At 69.8% G+C, this 20866-nt stretch carries 7 protein-coding genes; 3 read left to right on the top strand and 4 right to left on the bottom strand.

Annotated elements, in window-relative coordinates; genetic code table 11:
- Nucleotides 1-12: 12 nt before the first annotated feature.
- Both AB0L70_RS17340 and AB0L70_RS17345 read right to left on the bottom strand, forming a co-directional pair.
- Nucleotides 13-1146: a Nif3-like dinuclear metal center hexameric protein gene (locus AB0L70_RS17340; RefSeq protein ID WP_363685016.1), complete on the bottom strand. Its 1134-nt coding sequence runs from the start codon at nucleotides 1144-1146 to the stop codon at nucleotides 13-15.
- 177 nt (nucleotides 1147-1323) lie between these two features.
- Nucleotides 1324-2952 carry a glycoside hydrolase family 13 protein gene (locus AB0L70_RS17345; protein ID WP_363685018.1) on the bottom strand — a complete coding sequence of 543 codons (1629 nt, stop codon included), beginning with the start codon at nucleotides 2950-2952 and terminating at the stop codon, nucleotides 1324-1326.
- A 169-nt stretch (nucleotides 2953-3121) separates the two neighbouring features.
- Here AB0L70_RS17345 and AB0L70_RS17350 point away from each other — a divergent pair, with 169 nt between their 5' ends.
- Entirely contained in the window at nucleotides 3122-4333 is a 1212-nt protein-coding gene (locus AB0L70_RS17350; protein WP_363685020.1) for an ROK family transcriptional regulator, read from the top strand.
- Here AB0L70_RS17350 and nagZ read toward each other — a convergent pair.
- Entirely contained in the window at nucleotides 4314-5834 is a 1521-nt protein-coding gene (gene nagZ, locus AB0L70_RS17355; RefSeq protein ID WP_363685022.1) for a beta-N-acetylhexosaminidase, read from the bottom strand. The two genes, AB0L70_RS17350 and nagZ, sit on opposite strands and share 20 nt — an antisense overlap.
- Before the next feature lie 226 nt (nucleotides 5835-6060).
- On the opposite strand from nagZ, the gene AB0L70_RS17360 reads away from it, so the two are divergent.
- Nucleotides 6061-6990, top strand: a complete 930-nt coding sequence (locus AB0L70_RS17360; protein ID WP_363685025.1) for an ROK family protein — start codon at nucleotides 6061-6063, stop codon at nucleotides 6988-6990.
- Nucleotides 6991-7715: 725 nt separating this feature from the next.
- Here the strand turns inward: AB0L70_RS17360 and AB0L70_RS17365 are convergent.
- A complete protein-coding gene (locus AB0L70_RS17365; RefSeq protein ID WP_363685027.1) occupies nucleotides 7716-18917 on the bottom strand; it encodes an amino acid adenylation domain-containing protein in 11202 nt (3733 codons plus the stop codon).
- A 427-nt stretch (nucleotides 18918-19344) separates the two neighbouring features.
- On the opposite strand from AB0L70_RS17365, the gene AB0L70_RS17370 reads away from it, so the two are divergent.
- A complete protein-coding gene (locus AB0L70_RS17370; protein WP_363685029.1) occupies nucleotides 19345-20817 on the top strand; it encodes a carboxylesterase family protein in 1473 nt (490 codons plus the stop codon).
- The last annotated feature ends 49 nt before the right edge of the window (nucleotides 20818-20866 follow it).

Genomic DNA, 20866 nt, shown 5'->3' on the forward strand with positions numbered 1-20866 from the left:
TTGTCAGCACGCTCAGAATCGCAGGGTCCATGCGTCTGTGCGGAGCGTCGAGATGTGAGTGTCCACGGTACTGCCTTGTGCTGCCAACCCTGCCAGCAGGAGTCGTTCGGCATCCGGCAGCCACGGCCACTCGCTGGCCCAGTGGGCAACATCGACGAGCGCCGGGCCTTCGTCGTACGCCCTGGCCTCGGTCGCCGGGTGATGCCGCAGGTCGGCGGTCAGATACGCATCGACCCCGGCCGCACGCACCCGCTCGAACTCCGAGTCCCCCGCTCCCCCGACCACCGCAACCGTCTCGATCATCCGGTCCGGATCCCCAGACACCCGTACGCCGTGCTCTGTCCGCGGCAGCCGCTCCGCCACCAACCGGCCGAAGTCCTCCAGCCGCATCGGGTCCGCGAGTACGCCGACCCGCCCACCGCCGCGCTCACCCGGCAGCTGGACCAACTCGTAGAGATCGAAGGCCGGTTCCTCGTACGAATGCGTGGCGATCAGGGCCTCGACCACGGCCCGGCGCTTGCGCCGCGGCAGGATCATCTCGAGGCGGTGCTCCGGCACGACCTCGATCTCGCCGACCTTCCCGATGGTCGGGTTCGCACCCTCCAGCGGCCGGAAGGTCCCTTCGCCCACCCCACTCCAGGCGGCCCGCTCGTAGTCCCCGAGCTGTCCGGCACCGGCCTTCGCCAGTGCGTCGAGCATCGCCTGCGTCTCGTCGACTGGCACGAACACGACCAGCTTGTCCATCGGGTCGGCCGGCATCGCCTTGAGGGGGCGGGTGTCGTGCAGGCCGATTGCGGCCGCCAGGGCGTCGCTCACTCCCGGGTTCGCGTTGTCGGCGTTGGTGTGGCAGACGTGGAGTGCGGTGTTGCTACGGATCAGGTCGTGGATGACCCGGCCCTTCGGCGTCGTCGCGGCCACGCTGTTCACTCCGCGCAGCAACAGCGGGTGGTGCGTGACAAGCAGATCGAAGTCGCCGTTGATCGCCTCGTCGATCACGGCTCGCATCGGATCCACGGCGAACAGAACCCGTCGTACCGGCTGCTCCGGATCGCCGGTGACCAGGCCGACCGCGTCCCAGGACTCTGCCCAGGCAGGGTTGTAGAGCCGGTCGAGTACGGCGATCACGTCAGCCAGCGTCGGATTCACGGGCCTATCCTGGCACTGACTGGACTGTGACGGGGGCAGCCGCCCGGTGCCCCCGCCACAACCTCTCCGCCGGTGGGCGCTACTACCAGCGCCCACCCCGGCGGTGCGTCCCGGTCACAGGGGGAGGGCCGTCGGCAGGGGGCCGACGGAGACCGGAACGCGTCTGGGGACTGCCGGCTAGATCAGCCAGGCAGTCGTGTCACCCGGCAACTTGTCGCCCTCGAGCGGACCGCTCGACAGCACCACCGCCGCGTCGGGCAGCTCGACCGGAGCCGCACCGAAGTTCGTGATGGACTGCCAGCCGCCGGGCCGGGTGAAGTGCAGGACCCAGTCGGTGTTGTCGACCCAGCTCAGCGAGTTGCCGGTCTGGAGTCCACGACGGACCGCGAGCGCCTTGCGGTACAGGCTCAGCGTCGAGCCGGTGTCACCGTCCTGCGCCTCGACCGAGTACGCCCCGAACCACTTCGGCTGGACCAGGTGCGAACCACCCGAGCCGAAGCCGAACGACAGTCCGTTCATCGTCCACGGGATCGGCACCCGGCAGCCGTCACGGCCCTTGTCCGCACCCTTGGAGCGGAAGTACGCCGGGTCCTGCAGGTTCGCCGCCGGCAGCTCGCCGACCTCCTGCAGACCGAGCTCCTCACCCTGGTACAGGTACGCCGATCCCGGCAGCGCCAGCATCAACAGCACCGCGGCCCGGGCCCGGCGCAACCCCAGGGCGACGTCGTTGGTCGGCTCGGTGCCGTTGCTCAGCAGCCAGTCCTTGCCGTCCTGCCAGCCGCCCTTCGGGTTCTTCGGCAGCCCGTACCGGGTCGCGTGCCGGACCACGTCGTGGTTCGAGAACACCCAGGTCGACGAGGACCCGTTCTGCTCGGCCAGCGCGAGGTTGTCCTCGATCACCCGGCGGAACTTGTCGTACTCCCAGTCGGCCTGCAGCAGGTCGAAGTTGAACGCCTGCCCGAGCCCGTCCGCACTCGCGTACCGGGCCCGCCGCTCGGCCGGCACGAACGCCTCGGCCACCGCGGACCTGGGCGGGTCGTACTCGTTCAGCACCTTGCGCCAGTCGCGATAGATCTCGTGTACGCCGTCCTGGTCCCAGAGCGGGTGCTTGCCGTTGGACTCGGACTGGCGCGGCAGCGTGGTCTTCGACGGGAACGGCTCGGACAGGTTCTTCACGAGCGCGTGCGCGACGTCGACCCGGAAGCCGTCGACGCCACGGTCCGACCAGAATCGCAGGGTCTGGACGAAGTCCGCGCGGACCTCGGGGTGCTCCCAGTTCAGGTCCGGCTGCTCGGCCGCGAACATGTGCAGGTACCACTGGCCGTCGTCGGTCCGGGCCCAGGCCGAGCCGCCGAAGACGGAGTCCCAGTCGGACGGCGGCTGGTCGCCCTCGCCGTCGCGGAAGATGTACCGGTCCCGGGCCGGCGCGCCCTGCGCGGCCGCGAGCGCCGCGGTGAACCACTCGTGCCGGTTGGAGGTGTGGTTCGGGACGATGTCGACGATGAGCTTGATGTTCTCGGCGTGCAGCGCCTCGACGAGCTGGTCGAAGTCCTCCAGCGTGCCCAGGCGCGGGTCCACGTTGCGGTAGTCGTCCACGTCGTACCCGCCGTCGGCCAGCGCGGACGGGTAGAACGGGCTCAGCCAGACTGCGTCGATGCCCAGCGCCACCAGGTACGGGACTCGGCTGATGATGCCCGGCAGGTCACCGACGCCGTCGCCGTTGGAGTCGGCGAAGCTGCGCGGGTAGATCTGGTAGACGACAGCCTGCCGCCACCAGTCGGGGTCGGTCGTCTGCGGACTGGTCACAATCGCCTCACTTGGATGTCAGGTTCTTGCCCGGATGTTTATATAGGCTCTAAATTTAGAATCTGCAGTATTCTGCGCTCGGATTCACGAACAGGTCAAGTGGCCCTGGTCACACCAGGTCGGACACAGGGCCTTCCTACTCCGGCACCACTCCTCAGGGGCGTTCCAGATGGCGAAACCACCAGCGACACCACCGACGGCGACGCCGCCGATGTTGCGGCGGGTCAACGCGGGCAAGCTACTCAGCGTGCTCTCGAACGCGGGGGTGATGACCGGAACAGGACTGATCGAGGCGACCGGGATGACCCGGGCAACCGTGCACGCGGTCTGCAACGACCTGATCTCGATGGGCTGGGTGGTCGAGCTCAACGCCGGCCGGCACGACACCTCGGTAGGCCGGCCGTCGCGGCGGTTCGTGTTCAACAGCCGGGCCGGGTACGTGCTCGGCCTCGACATCGGCGCGGCGAAGACGACCGTGCTGCTGACCGATCTGCGCGGCGAGACGATCGCGAAGTCGGTCCGGTCGGTGTCCGACGTGAAGGAGCCGGGCGAGCGCACCGAGATCGTGCACCAGGCGATCGTCGAGGCGCTGGCGGAGGCGAAGGTGTCCGACACCCAGGTGCTCGCGGCCGGCGCCGGCGTCGCGGCCCCGGTCGATCGGGAGGGTCACATCCTGGTCGACGACGAGTTCTGGCGGCGGTTCGACGCCGGGCTGCCCGAGCGGTTGACCAAGCTGCACGGCTGGCCGGTACTGCTGGAGAACGACGCCAACCTCGCCGTCCTCGGTGAGCAGTGGCGTGGTGCGGGCCGCGGTGTCGGCGATCTCGCCGTACTGCTGGCCGGTGAGCGGTTCGGCTCCGGGCTGATGGACTCCGGGCGGCTACTGCACGGCAGCCGCGGCGGAGCCGGCGAGATGGTCTTCCTGAAGCTGGTCGAGGGCGTCGGCGACACCCATGGCATCGCCCGGATGGCTCGCGAGCAGGGCACCGCGGCGGTCGCCGACCCGACCGTCGAGACCTCGCTCCGGACGGCCGGCGACGATCCGGTCACCGCGGAGCTGGTCTTCGCCGCCGCGGCCGCGGGCGATGAAGTTGCCCTCGGCATCCTTCAGCACATCGCCGCCCGGACCGCCCGCGTGATCGCGATGCTGGGCATCCTGTTCAACCCCGAACTGGTCATCCTCGGCGGCGCGGTCGCCGCGGCGGCCGGCGCCCTGCTACCCGATATCGACAAGCACCTGGCGGGCTTCACCAGTACGCCGCCACGCGTCGCCGTCTCGTCCCTCGGTGACGCGATCGTCTCCGTCGGCGCCGTCCGGCATGCCCTCAACTACGTCGAGCAGCACGCGCTGGATCTGCACCTCACCTGCCGTCCCGAGTGAGGGCCTTCGCGACCGCCTCCAGCACGATCATGTTCCGGCCGGACGTGGTCGCCGACCGGATCCCGGCCGGAACGATCGCCCGATCCTCCGGAATCCCGGTGCACAACACGAACACGTCGTCGGCCCGGCCCTCGGTGAGGTGGGCGAGCGCGTCGCGCATCCACGGCGTACGCACGGCGTCTTGTACGGCGACCACCAACGGCCGGCCGGCAGCGGCCGCGACCGCCTCCGCGAGCCCGTTCTCCGGCTCCTTCCCCTCACCTTCGAGGCGGTGCGAACCGCGCAGCACCACGCCGTCCGAGCCCGGGGCAACGCGCGCGAAGACCTCCGGGAGCCCGCTGAAGTACGGGTTCCAGGCCGGGTGCAGCCCCTGCGTCAGATCCACCACGTACGGCGTTGCTCCGAGAGCGGGGATCGACTGCCGGGCCACGACCCGGGCGGCGACCTCACGGATCGGTGCGCCGTCGAGACCGGGCTGCCGGGTGCGCTGACCGAGCGAGGCGGCCAGGGCGCGGACCCGGGAGGCGGCGTCGGCGACCCGTTCGGCGGTGAGCGTTCCGTTGCCAACGGCATCGACCACGCGGGTGATGAGTGCCTGCGGGTCCGCGGTTCCGACCGCGATCATGGCCAGGTCCGCACCAGCCCCGATCGATGCGACCGCGGCGTCCTCGATCGAGCGGTTCTTGGTGATCGCCTGCATCTCGAGCGCGTCCGTCGTGATCACGCCGTCGAAGCCGAGCTCCTCGCGCAGCAGACCGGTCAGCAGCCGGTGCGAGAGCGTGGCGGGCTGGTCGTCGTACGCGGAGAAGATGATGTGGGCGCTCATGACCACCTCGGCACCGGCCGCGATGGTGGCCTTGAACGGTGCGAGCTCGACCGCGGTGATCTCCTCGATCGAGCGGTCGACCCGGGGCAGGCCGACGTGCGAGTCGACGGCGACGTCTCCGTGGCCGGGGAAGTGCTTCGGGCAGGCGGCGATGCCGGCCTCGTGCACACCCTCGACGAAGGCGACGCCGTGCCGCGTGACGACGTCCGCGGTCGTGCCGAACGAGCGGGTCGAGATGACCGGGTTCGCCGGGTTGCTGTTCACGTCGACGGACGGCGCGAGCATCAGGTCGATACCGAGGCCGGCCAGGGTCGCGGCGGCATCGCGGGCCGAGGCGCGGGTCAGGTCCACGTCGTCGAGGTCGCCGAGTACGCGCGGTGACGCCAGCGGCCACCGGTTGGCCGGGGCGAGGTGGCTGAACTCGCCACCCTCGTGGTCGATCGCGATGATCACATCGGGGCGCTCGGCCCGCAGCGACGCGGTCAGGGCGGTGACCTGATCGGCGTCGGCGACGTTGCGGGTGAACAGGATGACGGCGCCCAGTCCGTCGGCGACGGCGCGGCGCAGGTTGTCCGGGGCGGTCGTCCCGGTGAAGCCCACCACCAGGGCTCCGGCGGCATCACGAGCTAGCGACTGGGGCGGCGGGGCAGGGAAAGTATCGGTCAGCTCACTCATCCTCACACCCTCTCGTGCGTCCCGGTCCGGGCGCCACCCCCCTCGCCCGGAGCTAATGATTAGCACCCGATTCCCGGCGTCAGGGCGATCGTTGTCAGGACTTAACTGAGCGCGAAACAGGCCACTTCCTGCGGGATTTCCTGGGTTCATATGATTACCCCCTGTCTGTCTGGGCCGACTACGGATAACGTTGTCTCTCGACCTGGACCGCCCAGACGGGGGGACGATGAGCGACGAAGCAGCGATGGCGCAGGGAACCGTACTGGGGATCGACATCGGCGGCACGAAGATGGCCGCCGCGCTGGTGTCTTCGGACGGCACGATCCGCACCGGCGACCGGATCCTGACTCCGGCCGGCGACGCGGACGACGTGTTCGCCGCACTCGCCGAGCTGATCGATCGGGTCCGTGGCGACGCCACCCCGCTGGCCGTCGGTATCGGTTCGGCCGGACCGCTGGACCAGCGGCACGGCCTGGTCTCCCCCGTCAACATCACCGCCTGGCGCAATTTCCCCCTGGTCGACCGGGTCCGGGCGCTCGCGGGCGACGTACCGGTGACGCTGGGAGTCGACGGGCACTGCTTCGCGCTGGGCGAGTTCTGGACCGGCGCCGGCCGGGACGTCGACACCCTCCTCGGCATCGTGGTCTCGACCGGGGTCGGCGGCGGACTGGTCGTCGACGGCAAGCCGCTGATCGGGCAGTCCGGGAACGCCGCGCACATCGGCCACGTGATCATCGACCAGGACGGCGAGGCGTGCGCGTGCGGGTCGTACGGCTGCGTCGAGGCGTACGCGAGCGGGCCACGGATGGTCGCCCGGGCCAAGCGGCTCGGCTGGCGGATCGACGAGGACGTGGATACCGCCGTACTGGCTGCCGACGCGGCGGCCGGGGACGAGCTGGCGCTGGAGGTCTTCGACGACGGGGCACAGGCGCTGGCCGCAGGCATCGTCGCGACGGCGGTGACGGTCGACCTGACCACTGTCGTGATCGGGGGCGGGGTGGCGAAGGCGGGTCCGGTTCTGTTCGATCCTGTCCAGGCGTGGGTGAAGCGGCTGGCTCAGCTCCCGTTCGTCACCGAACTGACCGTCGAGCCCGCCCAGCTGGACAACGCGGGCCTGCTCGGCGCCGCCCACCAGGCCTGGTCCGCACTCGCCTGAGTGTTCGGCGCCTGACTGTCGGGGCGCCTCGTCTGAGCGGTAGGCGGCGTTTGTCGCGGTTCTGCACATTTCGATCCGCTCGGAAAAGGTTCTCTCGCGCACCTTTGCGCAATTCTTACGAAATCCCGAAAACTCTGTAACGACGACCCCGTCCACTCCGATGCAACGGATGGATGGGGTGGGGGCACGTCATCCACGGTCGGGCAAGGGGGGCTTGGTTCGGCCGGAAGCGGATGATCGAGGGGGGCCTTGGATCATCCGGAAGCGTGAGCGGCGGGCGAGGAGACTCACCCGCCGCCCTCGCTAGAAAGACCGCAGTACCAGCAGTGCAGCACCTGAGAGTCCACCAGCGTTGTCCGGGGCAACGCTCGACCAGAGAGACACGGTCCTGATGGACGTTGCGGCGCTCCTGCCACCCCGTAGGAACGGGGATCGCCCGGAGCACGTCGCACCGGTTGCGCTCATGATCTGCTCCGTGCCTGCCGGCGCCAGTGCCTCATCACTGGTCCTCCGGCCGGCGTGGAGTGCGATCGATCCTCAGGAGGGTGAGGATCGAACGCGGGTTCTGCATCGTGGACGGAGGACGGTGGTTGCGGGAGGGCTACCACCGAACCTGACCCCCCGTCCACGTTGCAGAACCGAAGTCCCGGCCTAGACAGGCCGGGAGCTCTCCCCGACCTGGGCCCGCTACTCGCCGCGGGCCTGGGTCGGCCTTCCGGCCGGAATCAGGGCCGGAGCCATTCCGGTTCGGGGAGGCGGCTGCGATCCAGCCGGCCGTTGTCGTCCAGCGGGAGCTCCTCGATCGGGATCAGGTCCGCCGGGACCAGGTAGATCGGGAGTTCCTTGCCCAGGTCAAGCATCAGCCGGGCCAGGACCGCGGGATCGCTGTCGTCCAGGACGACGTACCCGATCAGGCAGGTCTCGCCGCCCTGGTCCGCGCACGCGACCACCACCGCGTCGACCACGCCGGCCTGGTCGGCCAGCACATGCTCGGTCTCGCCCGGCTCGACCCGGTGTCCGCGGATCTTCACCTGGTCGTCCGCGCGGCCGAGGTACTCCAGCGTCCCGTCCACACGCCAGCGGCCGAGATCCCGGCTGCGGTACAACCGCCCGCCCAGATGCCCCGGGTCCGGTACGAACGCGCGCTCGGTCTCCTCCGGCCGGCCGATGTACCCCTGCGCGATCGCCGCCCCACCGAGGTGGATCTCGCCGACCGCGCCAACCGGCACCGGCCGCAACGCCTCGTCCAGCAGACGTACGACGACACCCTCGACCGGACGCCCGATCGACGGCCGGTCCTCGGCCGGGTCGACCGCGTGGATCGTGGTGACGATCGACGCCTCCGCAGGCCCGTACTCGTTGAAGAGCGCGCACTCCGGATGCGCGTCGAGGAAGTCCCGCACCTTGTGCGTCAGCACCATCGCCTCACCGCCCGCGACGATCTCGCGTAGCGCCGGCAGTTCGGGCAGCCGGCGCATCGTCGCCAGCAACGCCGTCAACGGACTGAACGCCATGAACAGCCGCTCGACACCGTGATCCCGCAGCGCCGCGATCACCGCGTCCGGGTCGTACCGGTCGTCCTCGCCGATCAGTACGAGCGCAGAGCCCGACGCCAGCGTGGTGAACATTTCCTGCACATGTACGTCGAACCCGAACGACGTCCACTGCAACGTCCGCAGCGACCGCCGGGTCCGCAGATAGTGCCGAACCAGGTTGACCGGACCGCGATGCGGGACCACGACACCCTTCGGGTTCCCGGTGGAGCCGGACGTGTAGATGCAGTAGGCAACATCATCGGCCGCGGCCCGAACCGGCGGCGCTTGCCGCGACCGCGGGTCCCCGCCCGTCGGAGCCACCTGGACCAGCCTCAACCCGAGCCGATCCGCCAGCCCCGCGTCGTCACCGACCAGCGCCACCGCCGACGCATCCTGGACCATGAACGCCCAGCGCGACTCCGGTACGCCGGGATCCAGCGGCAGGTAGGCCGCACCGGACTTGAGTACGGCGAGCACTGCGACGACCAACTCGGTGCCGCGGGCAACTCTCACCGCAACGAGCTGGCCAGGTCGTACGCCGAGATCCGTCAGCTGCCAGGCAACCGCGTTGGACCGGCGGTCGAGTTCGGCGTACGTGAGTTCACGATCACCTTGGATCAGGGCGATCGCGTCCGGCGTACGGGAGACCTGCTGCTCGAAGAGGGTGTGCAGTCCGCTGAGTTCACCGGCGACGACGGCGTCCCGGCGGACGCGACCGAGCAGGCCGGTCGGCTCGACCTCGCCTTCCAGTTCGCGGAGCTTCTCCAGGTCGGCCTCGATCGGGTGCATGAGGTCGGGGAGCCGGAGCCGCGGCTGGGTCGTTGCCCGACGCAACACCGCTTCCAGGTAGGCGAGCAGCCGGTCGATCGTGCTCTGCTCGAACAGCGCCGGCCGGTAGTCCGCCGTACAGGTGATGCCGGCGCCGTGGTGAGTCAGCCGCAGCCGGAGGTCAATGGCTGGTGGGAGTTCGTCGTCGCCGTCCTCGAACTCGACGAGGATCTGGAAGAGCGGCTCGCGTTCGAGGATGCCGAGATCCGTGCCGGCGTGGTCGAACGCGCCGGACGTGACGTCGCGGACCCGCTGCGCGAGCTCACCGAGGTCGGGCTCGCCGGACAGGTCGATCCGGAGCGGCAGTGCGCGACGGGTCGTGGTGGAGGTGTCGGCCTGCGGGCGGATCAACGCGGAACCGATGGTCACGTCGTCCTGTGCCGCGAACCGCCCGAGCACGGTGCCGACCGCCGCGAGCATCGTCATCGGCGGGCTGACCTTCCGCTCCCGGCTGAACACGAACACCGCGTCGCCGAGATCCTCGTCCAGCTCCTGCTTCACCGACGCCACGCCGGGCTCCGCCGCCGGTCGCACCCGGTCGGCCGGGAGCACCAGCGGCTCGGCGCCGGAGAGGGCGAGATCCCAGTAGGCGAGGTCGCGGCGGCGGGCGGCCTCAGCTTGGGCTGCGGTCTCCGGTGCTGCCTCAGCCACTGTCTCGGCCCCTGTCTCGGCCACTTTCTCGGCCGGGTCCGGGTCGGGCTCTGCTGCAGGTGCGGCTTCCGGCGTGTTCTCGTTCAGCAGCGACAGTTGCTCGCGCATCAGCTGGGTGACACCGTCGACGAGCTGTCCGGCGACGCGGAGCTGCTGCGACATCAGCGCGGCCATTCCGCTGCCTGGTAGTTCCGCTTCGCTGGTGGCGGCCGCTGCTTCGTCTACCTTCGCGGCCAGTTCGGCGAGGCCTGATCCCAGTACTGCAAGGGCTGCGCGCGGATCCCGGACCGGCTCTGGTTCGGGTTCGGGCTCCGGAACTTCGTCGACCTCGACTACTCCTAGTTCGATCGCTTCTGGTTGCTCGACGGACTCCTGTAGGGCGGGCTCGTTGTCTTCGGCAACGATCGCGACGGCGGTGGCGAGCTTGTGAGGTGTTGTGTACAGACCGAAGAGCTCGTCGGGGCTGAGCTCGACCGCGAAGCGGGTGTTGATCTCGTCGATCACCGGCGCCATCGACGCGGGCGTCGCGCCGAGTTCGGCGAACGTGTGGTCGACGGTGAGGTCGTACGGGTCGAGGTTGAGCTCCGCACACGTCAGGTCGAGGACCGCGTCGAGCGACTCGCGGTAGCGCTCGGCCGACACCTCGTCGCCGGACAGTGCACCGGCCTGGGCCAGGTAGTCCGCGTCGATCGCATGTGTCTCGGCCGGCAATGCGAACGGCGACTCGTCCGCGGTTTCTTCCACGGTGTCTTCCGCGGTCGACTCGTCCGGCGGATCCAGCGGGATCCGCTTCACGGCCGCGCTTGACGGTTCGAACACGACCGTCTGAGCCCGGGCTGCCCGCTCGAACGGCGTCGGCACCCGCTGAGCAGTCTCACCAGCGGCCACCGCACCGACGGTCACGGACGGGTCGACCGGGTGATGCACACGCCGGAACGGGTACGTCGGCAACGGCACACGACCGCCGTCCGGATACACCTTCGACCAGGCGATCTCCGTGCCCTGCTCGTACAGCTCGACAAGACCGTTCATCGTCGCGAGCACCGGGTCCTGGCCCAGCCGCTGTGCGGGGATCCACGTGCTGTTCGGCGCGATCCGGCGACCGGCCGGACTCAGTACGGCATCCGGGCCGAGCTCCAGGAACCGTCGGCAACCCGCCGCGGTCACGGCCTCGACGGCGTCGCCGAAGAGCACCGGCTGCCGCAGTTGGCCGACCAGGTAGTCACCGTCCAGCACGGTCCCGGATTCGAGCAGATCACCCGACCAGCTCGAGACCATCGGCGTACGCAAGGGCTTGAGGGTGATGCCGCGGACGATCTCCGCGAAGTCCGCCAGGATTGGGTCGACCAACGAACTGTGGAAGGCCCGATCCACCTCCAGCCGTTGCCAGGAGACCTCGAGCCGATCCAGCTGCTCCGCCAACTGCCCCACGATCACTTCGGAGCCGGTCAGCACGAACGACTGCGGCCCGTTGCCCGCAGCAACTTCTACACCGGTGGTCTGCGCGATTTCGCGAACCCGGTCGGCGTCCGCGCGGACTGCGACCATAGCGCCCGGCACAGTGCCCCGTTGCATCAGCTCGCCGCGCTTCGCGGTCAGTCGTACGCCGTCTGCCGTCGACAACGCGCCCGCGACACAGAGAGCGGCGTACTCCCCCACGCTGTGGCCGACCACGAGGGCGGGCTGTACGCCGAAGGACTGCCAGAGTCGCGCGAGGGCGAGCTCGAACGCGAACAGTGCGGGTTGCGCGGTCTCGGTCGGCCAGACGCCTTCCGACGTACCTGCTGGGGTCAGGAGCAGTTCGAGCAGGCTGCCGCCAGTTTCCTCGTGGTAGACGCGGTCGCACTCGTCGAGCACCGATCGGAACGCCGGGAAGCGGGCAGCGAGACCAGCGGCCATGCCACGTCGGGCGGCGCCTTGGCCGGTGAATGCGTAGCCGAGTGGGCCGGGTCCGCCGCGCGGGACCTCGGCGGCTTGGGCTGAGCCGAGGGAGTCGACCAGTTCGGCTTCGGAGGCACCGGCGACCGCGACCCGGTGTCGGTGGGCCGGGCGGCCGAGTGCCGCCGTACCGGCGAGGTCGATGAGGCGGTGGCCGGTGCCGTGGTCGAGGTCCGTGCGGTACAGCTCGACGAGGTCGGCCAACGCGTCCGGGTCGGGCGCGGAGAGTGCGAGTGCGACTGGGCCATCGTCGCCGCGACGGATCTGGCGCGGCGCCTCTTCGAGGATCACGTGCGCGTTGGTGCCGCCGGCGTCGAGGGCGCTGACGCCCGCGCGCAGCGTCGTACCGGCTTCCCAGTCGCGTACGTCGGTGCCGATCACGAACGGGCTGCCCTCGAGGGCGAGGTCCGGGTTCGGCGTTGTGTAGTTGATCGTTGGGACCAGCGTGCGGTGCTGGAGCATGAGGATCGTTTTGATCAGGCCGGCCATGCCCGCGGCGCTGTCGAGGTGGCCGATGTTCGGCTTCACCGAGCCGATCGTGCAGAAGCCAACCTTGTCGGTGTGGCGGCGCAGGGCCGTGGTGAGGGAGGCGATCTCGGCCGCGTCACCCGTCGTACTGCCGATCGCATTCGCCTCGATGTAGCTGAGGGAGTCGGCCTCGAATCCGGCCCGTTCCAGGGCACGCTCGACCTCGTTGCCCGCGGGCGCGTCCTCGTTGCTGACCGCGGTGCCGCGGATCACGGCGTACACGGTGTCTCCGTCGGCGACGGCCTGGTCGAGGCGCTTGAGGAGTACGGCGGCGACACCGTTGCCGCCGACCGTTCCGTCGGCGTCCGCGGCGAACGCGCGAACATGCCCGCTCGGCGAGAGGATCGAGTCCGGGTCCGGGTGGTGACTCGTTGCCTGCGGCACCTGTACGGCGGCGGCACCGGCGAGCGCGAGGTCCGCGTCACCGGAACGCAGGGCCTGGCAGGCCAGGTGTACGGCGACCAGCGACGAAGACCACGCCGACTGCACGCCGATCGCGGGGCCGGTGAGGCCGAGGCGGTAGGCGACGCGGGTGGCGATCGAGTCGCGGGACTGGTGCTGGCGGTTGTAGAGGTTCATGCCCGAACCGGCGAAGACGCCGACGCGGCTGGAGGTTCCGGCGTACCCGCCGTGCTCGAGCGCCTGATGACACACCTCGAGGAACAACCGCTGCGCCGGGTCCATCAACTCGGCCTCACGATCACTCAACCCGAAGAACTTCGCGTCGAACGACTCCACATGATCCAGCACCCCACTGACGGCCCCCTCCCCACCGTCCTCCAACTCCACCCGCCGAACACTCTCGACCCCACCCACCAGGTTGTCCCAGAACTGCTCCAAAGTCTCAGCCCCCGGAAACCGCCCAGCCACCCCCACCACAGCCACCGCCGCAGCAACAGAACCCGGCGCAGCCACGGGAGCCGGCGCAGCCGGCACGGTGCCGGGAGAAGCTGGCGCACTCACAGCAGCCGGCCTACCCACGGGAGTCGCAGGCGCGGTGACGGGAGAGCCTGGCGCACCCACAGCAACCGGCGCAGATACGGGAGTCGCAGGCGCAGTCGCGGCAGCCGGCGCGGACACGGGGCCCGTAGACGAGCTCACGGGAGCCGCTGGCGCGGTCCCAGGAGCCGTGGGCGCGCTCATCGCAGCCGGTGCAGTCACTTGACCCGCAGGCGCAGTCTCTACCTGCGCAGCAGATGCTCCCTCGTCGTGCTCAGCAGATCCCACCTCAGCCTGCGCAGCAGGTGCTTCCCTGTCCTGCGCAGCAGATCCTCGCTCGTCGTGCGCAACAGGTCCCACCTCAACCTGCGCGGCAGGTGCTTCCCCGTCCTGCGCAGCGGGTACTTCCCCGTCCGGCGCAGCGGGTGCTCCCTCGTCCAGCGCGGCGGGGGCCTCCTCGCCCTGCGCGGCGGGTACTCCCTCAGCCTGCGCGGCGGGTGCTTGCCCGTCCTGCGCGGCGGGTGCTCCCTCGCCCCGCGTAGCGGGTACTCCCTCAGCCTGCGCGGCGGGTGCTTCCTCGGCCTGCGCAGCGGGTACTTCCTCAGCCTGCGCGGCGGGTGCTTCCTCGTCCTGCGCAGCAACTACCTCGGCCGACGCGGCGGGTACCTCGTCCTCACTGACGTGTTCCGGTTCGGCAACCTGCTTCGGCTCAGTCGGGGCAACCGAGCTGACTTCGGCGTCGGCTCCACCGCCAGCCGGCGCCCCGTCCTCAACAGGTACGTCGTCATCCGCCACAACCACACGCGCTACGCCGGCCCGAGCAACTCTCTCCGGCCCAAACCCAGCCCCAGCCGCAGCAACAACAGCCGTCCCCACCCCAGCCGCCGCAGCCTTCTCCGACCGCGCATCTCCCTCAACCTCAGAAGAAGCCCCGGGCTCCACTTCAGCCTCGGCTGCAGACCCGGACACCGCACCAACCTCGGCCGCAGGCTCGACCTCAGCAGAGGTCTCCTCCGCCCCGACCCCGGCACCAGATTCGACGCCAGCCGACTCCGGCTCCGCCCCGACCTCCGCGGTCGTCGACTCGACCTCCGCCGCCGGCTCCACCTCGTCCTCGGCACCAGGCCCGGCCTCACGTCCGACTTCGGCAGCAGGTTCGAGGTCAGCCGACTCCGGCTCCGCCCCGACCTCAGCAGTCGTCGACTCAACCTCCGCCGCCGACTCCACCTCGTCTTCGGCAGCAGGCCCGGCCTCACGTCCGACTTCGGCAGCAGGCCCGGCCTCACGTCCGACTTCGGCAGCAGGTCCGACGTCAGCCGACTCCGGCTCCGCCCCGACCTCAGTGGTCGTCGACTCAACCTCCGCCGCCGGCTTCACCTCGTCCTTGGCAGCAAGCCCGGCCTCAGGTCCGACCGCGGCAGCTAGTTCGTCGCCAACCGACTCCGGCTCCGGCTCGGCCTCTGCGGTCGTCGACTGGACGTCTGCCGCCGGGTCTAGCTCGTCGTCGGCTGGCTCTTCCGCCTCGACCTCCGACTGCGCGGACAGCTCTTGGGAGGTCTCGCCTGCAGCAACAGGTTCCGTCTCAGCAGACGAAGTCGGCTCATCCTCCGCAGGGAGCTGCGCATCCGGCGTCGGCGTACTCTCCGCAGCTACCTGCGACTCGGCTTCTGCTCCCGCCGGCTCAGGCTCTCCGACACCCTCGCCCTCAACTTCTGCGGCCGGTTCCACAGCCGCCGCGGCCTGTTCAGCCGCGGCCGCCTCAACCTCGTCTACAGGTTCGCCGTCAGCGGTTGGGCTCTGCGCCTCCGCCTCATCCTGTGCGGTCGGCGTCGACTCCTCGTCCGCAGCAACTACCGCTTCGCCCTCGACAGACGACTCCAGACCAACGACCTCCGCCGTACTGGTCTCACCGTCCGCATCAGCTCGTGGGCCGCTCTCTCCACCCGCCACCCGCTGTGCAGCCGCATCAGCTTCCGGCTCGTCCTGCGACGCCGCCTTGACAGCATCATCGGACGACTGAGTCTGCTCAGACGAAGCGTCTCCGAGCTCAGGCTCCTGCTCGGTGACCTCGAGGTCGAGCTCGGTGACCTCGAGCTCGAGCGCCTGGTCGGCATCCGCGAGCTCAGGTTCCTGCTCAGCGACCAGTAGCTCGGCGGCTTCCTCGGACAGCTTGCCGTCTGCTGCCTCAGGCTCCGGGTCTTCATTCGTGGACTCGGAAGGTTCCTCGGACACCTCTGCGTCGACCGATTCAGGCTCCGAGTCGGCGTCCACGAGCTCGGGGGCGTGCTCGGATGCCTCACCGTCTGCAGGCTCGGGCTCCGGGTCGGCCTTCGAGGAGGTGAGGGGGGCGGACTCACCCGGGGTGACCTCAGTCGCCACCGGCTGACGATCGACGGCAGTGGATTCCTCGACGGATGCCGGCTCCTCGACGACCTGTTGTTCGTCGGACGACTCACCTGCGTCGGACAGCTCGATCGCGCCGACCGGCTTGCCCTTGGTGGATGACTCGCCTTCGGTAGATGAGTTGTCCTCGGCGGATGGGCCGCCATCAGCGGCGGACTTACCTTCGTTGGGTGAGTTGCCCTCGTCGGCTGACGCGTCTTGTTCGGACTGCTTGTTCTCGTCGGCTGAGGCGTCTAGTTGGGGCTGCTCGTTTGCGTCGGCTGACTTGTGGTCTGCCGCGGGCTGGACATGCTCGGGGGTCTCATCCTCGGCGGGGAGCGGTTGGTGCTCGAGTGCGGCTTGTGTGTCCTGCTGGGCGGGCTGGGCTTCGGGGTCGTCGTCTAGCTTGATGCGGGTGAGGAGCTGGGTCTCCTCCTCCGGTGCGGGGTCAGCCTCAATGGTCCGGTCAGAGGACTCGGCATCAGCAGCAGCCTCGTGCATCTGCCCGGGCTCGGGCTCGGCGGCCGTTGTCTCGGTGGGCGCGACCTCGCCGTTGGTCTCGGCGACCGGGTGCTTGGGCTCCCCGGCGACAGGCTCGGCGGGCTCTGCGTTTGCCTCGGTCTCTGCGGCCGGGTGCGCGGGCTCCTGGGCGACGGGCTCTGCGGGCTCGGCGTCTGCTTCGGTTGATGCGTCTGCCGCGGACGGTTGCTGGTTCGTGTTCGTGGATTCGGTGGGTGGTTCGGGGTTGGTGGGTTTGCGGGCGAAGGCGGCGCTGTCGAAGTAGCCGTCGTGCTCGTTGTCTGCTTGCTCGCCAGACTCCGGCTCCTCCACCGACTGCGAGACCTCACCACCCGCCGGGTCCTCGACCGCTGGCTCATCAACCACCGGGTCGATCGGCTCACTCTCAACCGCACGATCGACCAGCTGCCCCTCGGCCGCAAGATCCACGCGCTGAGGCTCGGCCGCAAGATCGACGGGCTGAGGATCGGCCGCAAGATCGACGGGGTGAGGCTTGGCCTCGGGGTCTGCAGGCTTGGCTTCCGTCGTACGGTCGACGGGCTGAGGATCGGCTGCGAGGTCCGCGGGGTGAGGGTTGCCTGCGGGGTTTGCGGGCTTGGCTTCTGTCGTGGGGTTGGCGGGGTGGGGGTCGGGCGTGGTGGGGTCGGGGCGGGCGCCGAGGGTGGGGCGTTGGGGTGGGGTGGGGATGGATTGTTGGAGGGTTCGTTTCCAGGCCAGGCGTACTACCGGGAGTTCGGTGGTGCGTTCGGCTGGGTCCTCGTCGGTGACGACGGGCATCGCGGCGGAAGGGCCTTCGCCGGTCGGGCCCGAGTAGGAGCTGGCGCCGGCGGGCTCTACGTGGGGGCCAGGCGGGGACTCCAGGGTGCCGTCGATCCAGCGCTGCTTGAGCAGCGGCCGGAGGATCTTTCCGCCAGGCGTCGTCGGGAAATCGCGACGCTGTACGCCGACAACCTCAGCAACCAGCCCCAGCCGTCCCTGGATCAGACTCCGGATCGCCTGGTCCATCCCGGGGATCGACTCCGGCGTCAGCGCATAGAACACGACCAACCGGTCGGTCCCGCTCTCCGCGTCCGCAATCCCGCAAGCAGCAACCAATCCATGCTCAGCCCCGACAGCCGTCGCAGCCACGGTCTCGATGTCGTGGGCGTAGTACAGCTTCCCGGACATGATGATGCGTTCACTGTCCCGGCCGGTGATGACGACCTGCCCGCCGGTGATGAACCCCTGGTCACCCGTCGCGAGCCACTTCCGCGCCGGCCAGTTCCCGATCGGGAACGCGGTCCGGTCCGCGTCCAGGTTGCCCAGATACCCAGGCGTCACCCGAGCCGACGCGACCTGCAGCTGCCCGATCCGCCCCTCCGGCAACACCGCACCGTTGGGGGCAACGATCCGTACGGTCGTCCCCGGCGCCGGCGCACCGACCGACACCAGACTCAACACACCAGGTGCCTCGGCCCGGGCCTTACCCGGTCGGGCAACGGCGACCTTCCCCGACGCCGGCCGCTGGTCCACCCATTCGACCGCGCCGGTCGGCGGGATCCGGACGCGATGCACGTTCGGCGTCAGCCCAGGCCGCGCGAACGTGATCCCGGTGACCGTCTCCGTCATCCCCCACGCGGCGACAAACGTCTCCGGCACAACCCCGAACCGATTGGTCAGCCGCAAGAACTCCGACATCACCGGCACGGTGATCTGCTCGCCACCACTGACCAGACTGCGGAGCGCCGACAGATCCCAGTGCCGGTCCGGCTCCCCTGCGATCGCCTGGGTCGCGAGGCGGTACCCGAAGTTCGGCGACCACGAGTGGTTCACCCGGTGCTGGTCCATCAGATCGAGCCAGCGCAGCGGGTTCGAGCGCACCCAGCCGGTGTTCACGTGGATGTTCGTGCATCCGGTGAACACGGGCAGCAGGTGGTACAGCAGGAACGCACCGCTCTGATCCAGCGGCAGCCAGTTCAACGTGGTCTGTCCGGGCCGCACCGGCAACATCGCCGGCGTACCCGCGGCGAACTCGACCAGCCCGCGATGCGTGAGCTGCACGATCTTCGGCGCACCGGTGGAGCCGGACGACATCATCAGTACGGCGACATCGTCGGCGGCCGGGCGGTGGAAATCGGAGGTCGGCTCGTGGCCGGCCATCGCGTCCGGGTCGAGCACCGGTAGGCCGAGGTCGTTCGGCAGGTCGGACGGGCGGCCGATCAGGACGGTCCACCCGAGCAGGTCCGTGACCTTGCGCAGCCGCTCCCGGCCCGCCTCGGTCCGGTCGCCCTCGGGACTCGGCGCCATCAGCAACGGCCGGATGCCGCCCAGCGTGCACGCCCAGAACGACGCGAAGAACCCGACCGGCTCAGTGCAGTGCACGACAGCAGGGTCGCCGGCGCGTACGCCGTTCGCCCGCAGGCCGGCCAGTATCCGGGCGGCCAGCTCGAGCAGCGTCGGGAAGTCCAGCTTCGTCTCGCGACCGTCCGGGCCGATCTCGACCACACCCGCCGTACCGAAGTCGCGGGCAGCCCGCAGAAGTGCGCTCGGGAGGTCCCGTGGGTACCCGGCCGGAATCATCAGGGCCGGTCCGGTGGAGATCGCCGGCCGGTCCACACCGCTTCTCACCACTCCGGTCCCACCACCATCGCGGGACCAACCAGGGCGTGCTCACAGCGGGCAGGCGAGGAGACCTGCGGGACAGCAGTGGCGCCAGCCAGTTGGCGACCCACGGACACGCGCCTCCCCAACTGGACGGAGCCGGGCTCAGGGCACACCCGTCTCGCTCTCACCGACGACAACGCCCCGTTTTCGCCTGCCGAAAACGAAGCTGTGACCAGGCACCTACCTGCGCACCCGGTGCGTCATCGCGCCGACCGACAGCCGTGAACCCTACCAGCCGCAACCGGCCCTGGTGGAGTCCGTTCTCACCAGCCGATGGTTAAGAATTCCATCGCTCCACCGACACCGAACACAACGAGCGACGGCCGGTTCCGATACGGCCCGCTGCGTAAACAGGAGCGACACAACCGCGCAATCCGGCGAGGATGGGCCCGTGACCGACGAGGCCCCGGAGACCCGCACGAGCGCGGGGATGGTGCGCGGCAGCAGCGAGAACGGCGTCGCCGTTTTCCGCGGGATTCCGTACGCCGCTCCGCCGGTGGGCGAGCTGCGATTCGCCGCTCCACAGTCCGTCGATGCGTGGGACGGCGTGCGTGAGGCGGCGGCGTTCGGACCGCCGCCACCGCAGTCGCTGTTCTTCGGACCGTCCTCGAACCGGGCGACTGGCGACGACTGGCTGACGGTGAATGTCTGGTCGCCGCAGTTCGGGCCGGGTGCCGCGCTCCCGGTGATGGTGTGGATCTGCGGCGGCGCGTACCAGTTCGGGCAGTCCGGAGATCCGTCGTACGACGGTGCCCGGTTGGCGCGCGAGGGTCGAGTCGTCGTGGTGACGCTCAACTACCGGCTCGGCGTGGACGGCTTCGGGATGCTGGCGGGTGCTCCGGCGAACCGAGGGCTGCTCGATCAGGTCGCCGCCCTGGAGTGGGTGCGCACGAATATCGCCGCGTTCGGCGGTGACCCCGCTCAGGTCACGGTGTTCGGGCAGTCGGCCGGCGCCGGATCGATCGCTGCGCTGCTCGCGATGCCGTGGGCGGCCGGGCTGTTCCGCCGGGCGATCGTGCAGAGCATGCCGGGGACGTTCTTCTCGCCGCCGCTGGCCGACGACATCATGACCACGATCGCGGCCCGCCTCGACCGCAGGCCGACGGTGGAGGACCTGCGCGAGGTCCCGATCGACGAGCTCGTCGGCGCCAGCGACGCACTCAGCACCGCGATGCTCCCGTACGTCGACCGCTGGGGCCCGATCGCCTACACCGGGATCGCGTTCTCGCCGGTCGTCGACGGTGAGGTCCTGCCGAGGACGCCGTACGACGCACTCTCAGACGGCGCCGGCCGTGACGTGGAACTGCTCGCCGGCCACACGCGGGACGAGTACCGCTTCATGCTCGCGACCGACGGGCGCCTCGGCACTCTGACCGACGACGACGCCGAGACGGCGCTGCGCATCCTCGGGCCGGACGGCTACCGCCTGGCATACCCGGACGCGACCGGCGAGCAGCTGTACGAGCTCGTCCACTCCGACTGGATGTTCCGCATGCCGAGCCACCGCTTGGCCGAATCCCAGGTCGCCGGCGGAGGCCGCGCATACGCCTATGAACTGACCTGGCCCGACACCGGCCTGGGCGCTTGCCACGGCCTCGACCTCCCCCTGATCTTCGGCAACCCCGACCTACTCGGCCTACTCCTCGACCCCGACCTCCTGGACGCCGCCGAGCCCGTCTCCCACCACTTCCGCGCAGCCTGGACCGCCTTCGCCCACACCGGCACCCCCGGCTGGCCGCCGTGCGACGCCACCCAACGCCAGGTCGCACTCATCGGCCCCTCACTCGGCGTCGCGCCCTACCCCGAGGAGACCTCGCGACGCCTCTGGTCCAGCCACACCTTCGGACCGCTGCCGCTCCGGTGAGACGACCAAACTGTCGACGACGGGTGCGAAGGTTCTCGAACCCGAATCT

Origin of the sequence: Kribbella sp. NPDC051952, from assembly GCF_040680855.1 — a bacterium.
GTDB lineage: Bacteria > Actinomycetota > Actinomycetes > Propionibacteriales > Kribbellaceae > Kribbella.

Bases quoted from the DNA above. Each gene is read 5' to 3' on its own strand.
- AB0L70_RS17350 (WP_363685020.1), top strand. From the start codon at position 3,122: ATGGCGAAACCACCAGCGACACCACCGACGGCGACGCCGCCGATGTTG.
- nagZ (WP_363685022.1), bottom strand. From the start codon at position 5,834: ATGAGTGAGCTGACCGATACTTTCCCTGCCCCGCCGCCCCAGTCGCTA.
- AB0L70_RS17360 (WP_363685025.1), top strand. From the start codon at position 6,061: ATGAGCGACGAAGCAGCGATGGCGCAGGGAACCGTACTGGGGATCGAC.